The following is a 12243-nucleotide window of genomic DNA, read 5'->3' as shown; positions in this document are numbered from 1 at the left end:
ATTAAATTATTATAGTTATAGGAAGGAATTTAATGGAAGTAATAATGGAAAATGGTGACGAGAAACGAATGAATCTGAAATCTGATAGCGACTATTACGGGGCGGAAAGCATCAAGGTGCTGGAGGGATTGGAGGCAGTCAGGAAGCGTCCGTCAATGTATATAGGCAGCACCAGCAAAGAGGGATTGCATCATCTTGTTTATGAAGTTGTTGATAACAGCATCGATGAGGCCTCAGCGGGATTTTGCGACAAGATTACCGTGATAATAAGGATGGATAACAGCGTTTTTGTTGAAGACAACGGAAGAGGAATTCCTGTTGATCTTCACAAGGCAGAGGGGATATCTGCCGCCGAAGTTGCCCTTACAAAACTCCATGCCGGCGCCAAATTTTCCAATGACAGTTATAAAATTTCAGGGGGTCTGCACGGCGTAGGAGTGTCGGTAGTTAATGCCCTTTCTACATATCTGGAATTGGAAGTAAGAAGAGAGGGGGGAGTTTACACCCAGTCATACGCGCGCGGTGTCCCGCTTGCACCTCTCAAGATGACGGGAAAGACGGATGGCCGGGGCACCAGGATAACCTTCAAACCTGACGACACTATTTTTGAAGATACGGAATTTAGTTTTGATATTCTCTCTAACAGATTAAGGGAATTGGCTTTTTTAAATTCCGGTATAAAAATTAGCTTAATAGATGAAAGAATCGATCGTCAAAGTGATTATTATTATGAAGGCGGCATAGTCTCTTTTGTGGAATACATAGACCGCAATAAAAAGGTTCTCGTTAAAAAGCCAATATATATATCCGGTTCAAGGGATGATTGCAATGTAGAGGTCGCTCTTCAGTACAACGATACTTATACGGAAAATATCTTTTCGTTTGCTAACAGCATCAACACGACAGAGGGAGGAACACACCTCATCGGTTTCAGGTCTGCCCTGACCCGGGTCATTAATAATTATGCCGCAAGTGGTAATTTTTTAAAAAACGGCAAGGAGTCTTTAAAAGGGGAGGATCTTAGAGAGGGGCTTACCTGCGTAATCAGCGTAAAGATCAGAAACCCTCAATTTGAGGGTCAGACAAAAACAAAACTGGGCAATAGCGATGTAAAAGGCCTTGTAGAGGGAATTGTTTACGATAAAATAAGCACTTACCTTGAAGAAAATCCAGCTGTTGCAAAGCAGTTAATTGGCAAATTTATTGACGCGGCAAGAGCGCGGGAGGCAGCCCGTCACGCCCGGGAGCTTACCCGCCGAAAAACAGCCCTTGAGGTCGGCTCCCTTCCTGGAAAACTTGCCGATTGCCAGGAACGCGACCCCTCGCGCAGCGAGATATATCTTGTCGAGGGTGATTCTGCCGGTGGGTCGGCAAAACAGGGTCGTGATCGAAAAAATCAGGCTATTTTGCCGCTGCGCGGCAAAGTGCTAAATGTGGAAAAAGCGCGTTTTGACAAGATGCTGCAAAACGAGGAACTGAAGGTAATTATAACCGCACTGGGGGCGGGAATAGGGCAGGAAGACAAGGATATAAGCAGGCTTCGTTATCACAAGATTATTATCATGACCGATGCCGATGTCGATGGCCTTCACATCCGTACTCTTCTTCTCACTTTTTTCTTTAGACAGATGAGGGAAATTATTGAAAGAGGATTTCTTTACATCGCCCAGCCGCCGCTTTTTAAAGTAACAAGCAAAAAACAGGAGATATACATCCATAACGAACAAACGATGCAGGATTACGTCCTTGAAAACGGAGTCGGCAAGATCCGTTTATTGGTTGGTGAAGGGTCTGCGCAACAGACGATAACCGGGAAGCGGTTAATCGAAAATATCCGCAAGGCTATGCGCATAGATACAATACTTAACAAATTTGAAAAGGATGGCTACGACCGGGAGTTAATTTCCCTTTTGGCGTCATCTGATTTATTGTCTGAAAAAACATTCAATGATAGCGGATCAATGGCAATAGTCGCCGAGAGCATAGCCGCGGCGCTCGGGAAAAAACTGGAAAAATTTGATCTGGAATTTGATCAGGAGCTGGGGAAGTGGAAAACAGCGTTTCATGTTTTGTCAAACAATGTAATTATTAAAAATATCTTCAGCGTTGATACCCTTAAACTTCCCAAGTTTACGGAAATAAAATCACTTTTTATCCAGATTGTCGCTCTGGGAGCGGCGCCTTATAAGGTTAGCGCCCTCCAGGAATCGGAAAACGAGGAAGAAACAAACATTGAAACTATAGAGACGTTGAACGGACTGGTTGAATATATTGTCAAGGCCGGGAAGAAGGGTATATCTGTGCAGAGATATAAGGGCCTCGGGGAGATGAACCCGGAACAATTATGGGAAACGACGATGAATCCTGAAAAAAGAACGCTGCTTCAGGTGCTTATAGAAGACGCCGTTGCCGCCGATGAGATATTCACTACGCTTATGGGCGATCAGGTTGAGCCAAGACGCGATTTTATATTTAAAAACGCGATGTACGCATCCAATCTGGACGTCTAACCGGAAGGATTAAAATATTACAATTTCTTAATATTTAAGGAGAAAAACAACTTAATGGAAAACCTGTTCGAAAAGACAGTTGTGATTAATATAGAAGATGAAATGAAGCGCTCCTATGTGGATTACGCGATGAGCGTGATTATCGGCAGGGCCATTCCGGATGTGCGGGATGGCTTGAAGCCCGTGCATCGGCGCGTTTTATTTGCAATGCATGAAATGGGGAACCGCTGGAACAAGCCCTATAAAAAATCAGCCAGAATCGTCGGCGATATTATTGGAAAATACCATCCTCATGGCGATTCTGCGGCATACGATACCGTTGTGCGCATGGCCCAGGAATTTTCGATGCGCTACCGGCTTGTTGACGGACAGGGGAATTTCGGTTCAATAGATGGAGATCCTCCTGCAGCGATGCGGTACACCGAAGTAAGGATGGAAAGAATATCGGAAGAGCTGCTTGCCGATCTGGATAAAAATACTGTTAATTTTGTCCCCAATTACGATGAATCACTCGAAGAGCCAACGGTATTGCCGGCGAAGGTGCCGCTTTTGATTTTAAACGGTTCCTCGGGAATCGCGGTCGGGGTCGCAACCAATATTCCCCCTCACAACATCAGAGAGGTAATAGAAGGAACGATCGCGCTGATTCACGATCCGGAAATAACCGTTGAGGGATTGATGCAATACATCCCGGGGCCAGATTTCCCTACCGCCGGGTTTATTAACGGCAGGGAAGGCATTATCTCTGCATACCGTACCGGAAGAGGCATAATAAGGTTGCGAGCCCGCTCTCTGATAGAGAAAAATGCACGCAACGACCGCGAAAGCATAGTTGTCACCGAGCTTCCTTATCAAGTCAACAAGGCTAATCTAATCAAACAGATATCGGAGTTGGTAAAGGAAAAGAAGATCACCGGCATCTCTGATTTGCGCGATGAGTCAGACCGGGAAGGAATAAGGGTTGTCATCGATCTGAAACGTGAAGAGATGTCGTCAGTGGTTTTAAATCAGCTCTACAAGCATACCCAGATGGAAACCACTTTTGGGATTATCATGCTGGCAATTGAAAAAGGACAGCCGCGGGTATTTCCCTTGAAGCATATTCTCCAGAGCTTTCTGGATTTTCGGAAAGATGTAGTGGTGCGCCGGACAGAATTTGACCTCGCCCGGGCGCAGGAACGGGCTCATATTCTTGAGGGACTGATCATCGCCCTCGATAGAATCGACGAGATCATCGTTTTAATCAAGGCGGCAAAAAATCCAACCGAGGCCCAGACGGCCCTTTGTCAACGCTTCGGTCTCAGTGAATTGCAGGCGAAGGCGATCCTGGAGATGCGCCTGCAGCGACTGACCGGTCTGGAACGGGAAAAAATAGAAACAGAATACGCGGAGATTAACGCGCTGATCAACAAACTGCAGGGCATACTAGCTGATTCCAAGCAGGTGCTGGAAGTCATTATCGGGGAACTGTTGGATATAAAAGAACGATATGGCGATGAAAGGCGCACGGAGATAGTCGTAAGCGCCGAGGATATCGACATTGAGGACATGATTGTAGAAGAGGATATGGTTGTAACCGTATCTCATACCGGATATGTAAAACGAAACGCGGTGAGCCTTTACAAAAATCAGCGCCGGGGCGGTCGCGGCAAGATCGGGATGGGAACTAAGGAGGAGGATTTTGTAGAGCGGATATTTATAGCCTCAACTCATCACTATGTTTTGATCTTTACCAATAGGGGCCGTCTGTACTGGCTGAAGGTATATCAGATTCCCCAGGGGGGAAGGGCCACGCGGGGGAAGGCGATTGTAAATCTTATCAATATTGCCAAGGAAGAGAAGGTCGCTGCCGTTCTTTCTGTGCGCGAGTTTACAGGCGACCGGTCGGTCGTTATGGTGACCAGAAAGGGAACCATAAAAAAGACGGAGCTTTCCAAATTTTCCAACCCGCGGGTCGGGGGCATTATCGCCATTTCCGTTGATCCGGACGATGATTTGATTGGGGTCCAGGTTACCCTCGGCAAACAGGACATTTTTCTAGGAACCAAGCAGGGAAAGTCGATCCGCTTCAGTGAGGATGATGTTCGGGATATGGGCCGGACCGCTCGCGGGGTCAGAGGCATCACCATGAATCGCGATGATCAGGTGGTGGGGATGGAGATTCCGACCGAGGGCAACACCATCCTGACAGTCTCCGAGAACGGGTATGGAAAAAGAACGGAGATTGGCGAGTACCGCCTGCAAGCCCGGGGAGGCAAGGGAACAATCAATCTCAAGACCTCTGTAAAAACTGGTAATGTGTCGGGAATACTGCAGATTTCCGGTAGCGAAGACATTATGTTAATCAGCGATTCCGGACGGATCATTCGCATGAGCGCCGAAGAGGTAAGGGTTATCCACCGCAGCACGCAAGGGGTGCGGCTGATCGACATCGATGAAACGGAAAAACTGGTCGGCGTGGCCCGCGCCGAACGGGAAGAGGAACGGGAAAACGGTGAGGAACCAGACGATGCGGAACCGGAGACCGAAGAGGATGAAGAGCCGATGCTGGACTTGGATTAGGCGATAATGAATAACAATTCAGTCTATTTGCAAAAAGTGGCATGTTTTTGTGCCGCGGTCGGTCTTTTACTGCTTGTCTCCTGCGCCTCCCGGGAGATAGTTCCGTCGCCGTCTCCCCAAAAGCCCGCCAGGATCGCCGTTGTGCTGGGCGCCGGGGCCGCACGTGGATTTGCACATATAGGCGTACTTAAGGTGCTCGAATCCCATCAAGTGCCGATAGACATCATTGTCGGAACGAGCGTGGGGAGTTTGGTCGGGAGTATTTACGCGGCGGGGTTCAATGCGTTTCAAATGCAGACAATGGCCATGAATCTGCAGAAAGACGATGTGATCGATTATATCTTGCCGGATAACGGGTTTGTTCGGGGGTATAAGCTGGAGACTTTTGTCAATAAGACCGTAAACAAAATTCCGCTGGAAAAAATGCGCATTCCGTTGAGGGTGATCGCCACAGACATTCGTTCCGGGGAAGAGATGGTTTTCGCGACCGGCAATACCGGCTGGGCGGTGCGGGCGAGCTGCGCGGTGCCGGGGGTGTTCCAGCCTGTTCAGATTGGCAATAATACATATGTGGACGGAGGCGTGGTCAGTCCTGTCGCCGTAAACGCCGCCCGCCAAGCAGGCGCTGATGTCGTGATCGCCGTTGACATATCGACCCGAGCCGGCGTATCTGTGCCGCAAGGGACGGTTGATACGATCCTTCAGGCAATTGATATCATGCATGCCCGGATCTCGGATATTCAGCTTAAAAATGCCGATGTAATCATTAGGCCGAAGATCGGTCATATCGGGGCCACCGATTTTGAGAAGCGTTACGAGGCGATCCTTGAGGGTGAGAAGGCCGCGTCTCTTGCCATGCCGCAAATCCAGCAAATCATAGCCAGGTTCCGTCAGGAAGGAAGACTGGCAAATTGAGCGTTTACGTTACTTCTCTGAGACAGATAACAAACTTGAGGAGGTAAGACAATGGACATATTGCAAGCGCTTGTTATGTTGATGGCGATAGCTGCCCCGGCTGCCGCCGGTGAATCTGGCAATCTGGAGACCGACGTTATTCAAACCGCGACAGGGGATTTAAGCATCACCTTTATTGGCCACTCTTCCCTGTATTTCACGTTCAACGGCAAGGTGATTTACAATGATCCCGTGGGAAAAGCAGAAGACTATAAAAGGCTTCCCAAGGCGGATGTAATACTTGTGTCTCACGATCATTTCGATCATTTTGATCCAAACACGATTAAGCTTATAAGTACAGAAAAAACAAAGATTGTTTTGACCGAACCCTGTTTCCTGAAACTCGGGCGAGGGGAAGTTCTGAAAAACGGCGACACGACAACCATAGACGGCCTGACGATCGAGGCTGTTCCCGCCTATAACTTTCTCCACACGCGCGCCCCCGGCCAGCCTTTTCATCCGAAGGGGAGCGGCAACGGCTATATTGTAACATTCGGAGATAAAAGGGTTTATATAGCGGGAGACACAGAGAACATAAAAGAGATGGGGTCGTTTGGTAAAATAGACGTTGCCTTTTTGCCCATGAATTTGCCTTACACGATGACGCCGGAAATGGTTGCGGCGGCCGCCCGAATCCTGAGCCCGGCCATTCTCTACCCCTATCACTACGGAGAAACCGACACCAGCCGGATCGTCTTTCTCCTCAAAGCCGACAAGGGGATAGAAGTCCGAATACGCCGGATGCCTTAGTAACTTAAAACAAGTATAGAATTTTATTGGGCAACTACATAGAGCGGATTGGCGAACACCCAGGGACGATAGCGCCCCCAGGCTTTCAGATATGCTTCTATCCGATAAACGCCCGGGTTGCGAACTATATATGACAGCTCCTCTCCCACCGTTTCCTGAATCAATCGGCCGTTGTGGATCAGCCTTATCTTGGCCGGGCGAGGAAAGGAAACCTGTAATTGGGCGGTATCTTGAAGGAGAAAACGATCCCCAATCGTAGCCTCTGATTGTCCATCGTTAATAGTCATGGAGAATCCCCTCGCTGGGTAAAAATAGTCGAGGGAAACGTAACAATGCCCCGTTTTCAGGGAACGGAGCACTTCCCCGATATCGTTTTGACTATTGCCGGTCAGCGGCCGCTCGGTCAGGATATGTGTTCGGAGCAGGTTAAAGACCCGGGAAAACGGAAACACCGAAAGGGTAAATCGCCATAAGCGCTTTCGGGTGTCGTGATTGTCCAGTTCGCCAATGCCGACAACGGCTTGCTCCGTTGTCAGAGAGTCCCATCGCTCAAGAGTGGTCGGGCAGGGGCCGCAAAGAAAAAATGCCGGAAAAGCGTAGCTCAAGATTGCCCGCAGATATCCAGTAAGGCTGTTTTGCCAGTCCGTCATAAAATCCCAGATGCCGATGCCACTATAGCCCGTTACCGACCACGCTTGCCAGGGGTAATGTTTCACATGAAACAATGGTGTCCCCGAGTGGTCAGGATGGGCGATAAAGCCAAAACCGCCTTGGGCTTTCACTCGGTCAATATAGATTTGAGGCGGCAGGTCCGGTTCTTTTTCTGCGCAATCAACCGCCCTGTCGTGGCCAAAAGCCAGATAGTGGTTGAAACGCGGTGCTATTTCCTCACCTACTACGAGCAGCACACCGTCACGCCATCCTTCAAAACCATCTGTCCGAGCCTGCATAGTTGAATGATCGGTAAGCAGTAGAAAATCTATTTTATTTGCCCGCGCCGCGCCGAGTATTTCCGGGACCGGCGTGCGCCCGTCGAAGGAATATTGCGAGTGTAAATGGATAACCCCGGCATAATCTTGCAAATTCATCGTGTTTCTATCTTATCAATCGATTTCTTTTAAAGCGCCGAGCGGACAGCCGCGGCAATTCGGCGTCTTGCGACAGAAATTTTTCCCGGCGTTGACGATTAACGCGTGATACTGCTTAAACAGCGGCACTTCATGGGGGAGGTTCTTCATAAACAGGGTTTGTATTTCCTCATATCCCAGTTTTTCACTGATCAACTTATGACGAAACAGGATTCTTCTCGTGTAGGCGTCAATCACGAAGGCCGGTTTTTCGCAGGCGTACAGAAGAATGCTGTCCGCCGTCTCCCGGCCGATGCCCCACACATTCAGGAGCTTGTTTCGCAGGACAGGCAGCTCCTCTTTTTGCATCTCCTCAACGCTTCCGGAATAACACGCCGTGAAAAACCTTACAAAGGTCTTCAGCTTGGCTGCTTTGAGGTTATAGTAGCCGGAAGGACGGATCAGCGTTGCCAGTTCTGCTTCTTGAATTTGCAGTATTCCATCGGCGATAAGAAGGCCGTGTTCTTTTAACGCGGCGATCGCCTTCTCAACGTTCGTCCAGGCGGTGTTTTGGGTAAGAATAGCCCCAACCATAACCTCAAAGGGGTCGTCCGCCGGCCACCAGTGAAGATCACCGAAGCGTTCCTCCAGCCGTTTATAGATATCAACAAGCTCATTCCGGAGTTTCAGCCGCAACATGTTCCCGCCCGGCAATCAATCAGTGCCCGCATTTTCTATGCATCGTCACTGGTTATCGTTCCTTACTTTACAAGGGGCACAAAGAAGGTTGTCCGTCCCCTTCTTATAAGTAGCAGAATATTGCCCTTGGAGCCGGCTTTCGCTATTTCGTTTTTATACTCCTTCAGAGTCGTTACCTTGGCCTTGTTCACCTGTAGAATGATATCCTGCGGCTGGATGCCCACTTCATCTGCCAGGCTGCCTCCCTGAACATCGACGACGATGATTCCTTTTTTTACCGGCAGCCCCAATTGCGTGGCTATCTCCGGGGTTATCTCCTGCACGGACATTCCGAAGGCTTCGCCGGAAATCTTTGCGGATGCCGTTTCGGCGTTGTCGGTTCTTTCGGCAATTAAAATCGGGAAGATTTTTTCCTGCCCATCCCGGAAAACCTTTACCTTGATGGTTTCCCCTACTCGCAGGCCGGCGATCAATAGAAGCAGCTCATGCGTGTTGGCGACGGCCTTGCCGTTTATCTCCGTTATTACATCCCCGGCGCGCAAGCCGGCCTTTTCAGCGGGGTCACCCGCTACAACATCGGAAACCAAAGCGCCCTTTTGATCTTTAAGCCGCAGGCTTTTGGCAATATCTTCACTGATGTCCTGTACCGATACCCCCATCCATCCCCGCGTCACCTTTCCCCGGGACTTAAGATCCGGCAGGATCGTCTTTGCCATGCTGATCGGAATCGCGAAACCGATTCCTTGCCCCTGTGCGACGATGGCCGTGTTTATCCCGATTACCTGGCCATCCATATTGAAAAGCGGGCCACCGCTGTTTCCAGGATTGATGGAGGCGTCTGTCTGGATAAAATTGTCATAGGGACCCGCTCCGATCACCCTTCCCTTGGCGCTGACAATCCCGACGGTCACGGTCTGTTCCAGTCCAAAAGGATTGCCGATTGCCATCACCCAGTCGCCGACCCGTAACTTGTCCGAGTCCCCCGTATCCGCAATGGGGAGACTTTCCGAGGGCTTTATTTTAATCAGGGCGATGTCTGTTTTGGCATCCTTGCCGATAACCTTTGCATCATACTCCTTGCCGTTGGACAGCTTTACCAGAATCTTGTCTGCCTGTTCGACGACATGATTATTGGTAAATATATAGCCGTCATGGCTGATGATAAATCCGGAGCCGAGGCTTTTCTGCTTGAATTCTCTTTGGGGAACGTCGCCAAAAAAACGTTCAAAAAAATCATCGCCGCCAAAATATCGTCCCAGGGGGGATCCTTCGAATGGCGATCGCACCCCACCCCCGCGGATTATCTTGGTGGTGCTGATGTTTACCACGGACGGTTTAAGTCTCTCCGCCAGATCGGCAAACGATAGCGGTGCCTGAGAAGGGGAAGCCATTGAAACGGCAGAGGCCTCCTGCACATCCGGTACCGGCGATGACTTGAAAAATGAGGAGCGCAGCACCTCAACTGCCGAGACGATAAAAAAACCGATCAAAAAAGCAATGAGAAACATGACGAAGGTTTTTCGTCCCCTGTTTTCCGTTTTCATTTTTTTCTTCCTCCTCCAGAAGCAATATCAAACAATAAGACCTAAGAGATCCAAATAGGCATCTTGCCCTGCAATATATTAGTCATTTACAATTTGTCAATGCATCCCCGTCCCGGGTGTGCGACAAATTTATGGGTAGAGCAGTTTTTCACCCCTCTTTAGCAAAGAGGGGTTGGGGGAGATTTGATGGAGAATAAATATCCCCTTGCTTTTATTATGAATCCCCCCTGCCCCCCTTTTCCAAAGGGGGAATAAGTTTCTGCAAGTACAAGTATATGATACCCACATTTTTGTCGCAGACCCCTGTCCCATATTTTTATGAACAAGCTGTGCCTGACGACAAGACGGTGCAAAATATTCAAGGGGCAATGCGGGGCGCCGTTTTCATGCTTCTGTGCCCACGCGGTTGACAAGACGCCCTATCTTTTCTATTTCTATAACGATCTCGTCGCCATCTTTGAGAAAGACCGGCGGTTTTCTGGCAAATCCAACTCCTTCCGGAGTTCCCGTCAGAATTACCGTACCGGGAAGCAGAGTAAGTGACTGGCTGAGATCGCTGATCAATGCCGGGATATCGAAAATCATGTCTGCTGTATTGGAATCCTGCATGATTTTGCCGTTCAATATGGAACAAAGGCGAAGATTATTGGGAGTGGGAATTTCGTCACAGGTAACGATGCAGGGGCCCAATGGACAGAAGGTGTCGAAGCTTTTGCCGCGCGACCACTGCCGTTTCTGTTTTTCAATCTGCCAGTCCCTGGCGCTGACGTCATTGGCGCAACTGTATCCCAGCACATATTGCAGGGCATCTTCCCGGCGGACGTTTTTCGCCTTTTTGCCGATTACGATGGCCAGTTCGGCCTCATAGTCAACTTGATCAGGCCCCGCCGCCGGCAGCACGATCGTTTCCCCTGTACCGATCACACTCGTTGTCGCCTTAATAAACAAAACCGGTATTTCCGGGCGGCTGACCTTTGTCTCTTCGGCGTGGCGTCCGTAATTCAGCCCAACGGCTAGGATATTCGGCGGAGCGAGCGGAGAAAGCAGTTGAGATATGCGCTTGATCTTGCTTGTTTTTTCGAGATTTCCAAACAGATCCCCTTCAAGCGCCAGTGCCTCCCCAGGCCTGCTTTCATCTATCGACCCAAGGCAAATATCTCCATTTTCTGTTAAAAACCGTACAATTTTCATAAACAACCCCCAATTATTTTTGCTCCCTATAGCAGAATCGCCAAAAAAATAAAATCTTTCATTTGCCGCTATTTACAGGCAGATAACCGTTATAATAGCGAAACAGACAAAGATCGGACTGTGCTGCTACGGTAAAATTTCTATTTCGGCAGCGGACCACGTACAAAAATTGTTCCTGGCGTCACTGTTGAGTAAGTTTTGAAAAAGGGTAGTGATAGACAAGACCATTGAAAATACCGGAAGATCAGCGATGTAGGTAAAACGGCATATCCCCGGACGTTACAAAATAGAGGTTGACAGGCTGTTGCGGAACGCTGTTTACAGGCTTTGCCGTTACCGTCTTGCTTATGGTGTTTCGCCTTAGCACTGCGAGCAACATTGAAATTGCCTTGATGAAATTTAGAAGGAAACTCAAAACGATCCGGGTGTTCGGGAGCAGTCGCTCAAGAATTTATTCCGCTGCCGCCCGGAACTGTGAAATTGAGACCTCAATCAGCCGCCGTCTGGATATTTTACGCTGAATTTTATAAAATTTATTACGATCATATCTAACTAATTATCCCTTCCAGCAGGGGTGCGAACCTGCTTGCGTCCGGTTCTCACGGGTAATACAATCTTCCTTTTCTCCGGAGCTGGTTGCCGGCGGTACAAGGCGGCAGTGTGTCCGATCATGCCTACCAAGGAGCTGTTCGTCCTCATCGCAAGCTCATTGGTAAGGACGATCTTTTGCTCGCTTTCTTTAAAATCGTTGAATTTTATCTTGATCAACTCGTGCAGGGAAAGTGCTTCATCAACAGCAAGAGTTGTGCCGGCAGTCAACCCCTCTTTGCCGATCAGGACTAGTACCATGTAACATTTTATCTTTCGTATTTAGAGAAAGTATGATATTCTGGCGACAACTCAATGAAGGAGGTCGCCATGCAACCAAGATATCGAGTAACACTGACGGAGGAGGAACGCAGAGAT

Annotated in this window: 9 protein-coding genes; 4 read left to right on the top strand and 5 right to left on the bottom strand. The window is 48.9% G+C overall.

Going from position 1 to position 12243, the window contains the following annotated elements; all coding sequences use genetic code 11:
- Positions 1-68 precede the first annotated feature (68 nt).
- The 4 genes from gyrB to M0P74_15855 are packed head-to-tail and all read left to right on the top strand — an operon-like array spanning position 69 to position 6776.
- Positions 69-2510 (top strand): DNA topoisomerase (ATP-hydrolyzing) subunit B, encoded by a 2442-nt coding sequence (gene gyrB, locus M0P74_15870; GenBank protein ID MCK9365065.1) that lies wholly within the window; start codon positions 69-71, stop codon positions 2508-2510.
- A 54-nt stretch (positions 2511-2564) separates the two neighbouring features.
- Positions 2565-5072 carry a DNA gyrase subunit A gene (gene gyrA / locus M0P74_15865; protein MCK9365064.1) on the top strand — a complete coding sequence of 836 codons (2508 nt, stop codon included), beginning with the start codon at positions 2565-2567 and terminating at the stop codon, positions 5070-5072.
- Positions 5073-5078: 6 nt separating this feature from the next.
- Positions 5079-5987 carry a patatin-like phospholipase family protein gene (locus tag M0P74_15860; GenBank protein ID MCK9365063.1) on the top strand — a complete coding sequence of 303 codons (909 nt, stop codon included), beginning with the start codon at positions 5079-5081 and terminating at the stop codon, positions 5985-5987.
- A gap of 51 nt (positions 5988-6038) precedes the next feature.
- Positions 6039-6776 (top strand): MBL fold metallo-hydrolase, encoded by a 738-nt coding sequence (locus M0P74_15855; protein ID MCK9365062.1) that lies wholly within the window; start codon positions 6039-6041, stop codon positions 6774-6776.
- Positions 6777-6799: 23 nt separating this feature from the next.
- Here M0P74_15855 and M0P74_15850 read toward each other — a convergent pair whose 3' ends face one another.
- The 5 genes from M0P74_15850 to M0P74_15830 form a co-directional block, all read right to left on the bottom strand.
- The gene (locus tag M0P74_15850) at positions 6800-7864 is read right to left on the bottom strand and encodes a CehA/McbA family metallohydrolase (protein MCK9365061.1); all 1065 of its coding nucleotides are present in this window, start codon (positions 7862-7864) and stop codon (positions 6800-6802) included.
- Positions 7865-7879: 15 nt separating this feature from the next.
- Positions 7880-8542: an endonuclease III domain-containing protein gene (locus tag M0P74_15845; protein MCK9365060.1), complete on the bottom strand. Its 663-nt coding sequence runs from the start codon at positions 8540-8542 to the stop codon at positions 7880-7882.
- Between the two features lie 62 nt (positions 8543-8604).
- A complete protein-coding gene (locus M0P74_15840; GenBank protein MCK9365059.1) occupies positions 8605-10086 on the bottom strand; it encodes a DegQ family serine endoprotease in 1482 nt (493 codons plus the stop codon).
- A gap of 384 nt (positions 10087-10470) precedes the next feature.
- The gene (locus M0P74_15835; GenBank protein MCK9365058.1) at positions 10471-11277 is read right to left on the bottom strand and encodes a fumarylacetoacetate hydrolase family protein; all 807 of its coding nucleotides are present in this window, start codon (positions 11275-11277) and stop codon (positions 10471-10473) included.
- 552 nt (positions 11278-11829) lie between these two features.
- Entirely contained in the window at positions 11830-12126 is a 297-nt protein-coding gene (locus M0P74_15830; GenBank protein MCK9365057.1) for a YhbY family RNA-binding protein, read from the bottom strand.
- Positions 12127-12243 lie beyond the last annotated feature (117 nt).

It is taken from the genome of Syntrophales bacterium (genome assembly GCA_023229765.1).
GTDB lineage: Bacteria > Desulfobacterota > Syntrophia > Syntrophales > UBA5619 > DYTH01.
This window is presented reverse-complemented; position numbering and strand designations above follow the sequence as displayed.

Excerpts from the sequence above, each read along its gene's own strand:
- M0P74_15835 (MCK9365058.1), bottom strand. The coding sequence starts at position 11,277 with ATGAAAATTGTACGGTTTTTAACAGAAAATGGAGATATTTGCCTTGGG.
- gyrB (MCK9365065.1), top strand. The coding sequence starts at position 69 with ATGAATCTGAAATCTGATAGCGACTATTACGGGGCGGAAAGCATCAAG.
- M0P74_15830 (MCK9365057.1), bottom strand. The coding sequence starts at position 12,126 with ATGGTACTAGTCCTGATCGGCAAAGAGGGGTTGACTGCCGGCACAACT.
- M0P74_15840 (MCK9365059.1), bottom strand. The coding sequence starts at position 10,086 with ATGAAAACGGAAAACAGGGGACGAAAAACCTTCGTCATGTTTCTCATT.
- M0P74_15855 (MCK9365062.1), top strand. The coding sequence starts at position 6,039 with ATGGACATATTGCAAGCGCTTGTTATGTTGATGGCGATAGCTGCCCCG.
- gyrA (MCK9365064.1), top strand. The coding sequence starts at position 2,565 with ATGGAAAACCTGTTCGAAAAGACAGTTGTGATTAATATAGAAGATGAA.
- M0P74_15850 (MCK9365061.1), bottom strand. The coding sequence starts at position 7,864 with ATGAATTTGCAAGATTATGCCGGGGTTATCCATTTACACTCGCAATAT.
- M0P74_15860 (MCK9365063.1), top strand. The coding sequence starts at position 5,079 with ATGAATAACAATTCAGTCTATTTGCAAAAAGTGGCATGTTTTTGTGCC.
- M0P74_15845 (MCK9365060.1), bottom strand. The coding sequence starts at position 8,542 with ATGTTGCGGCTGAAACTCCGGAATGAGCTTGTTGATATCTATAAACGG.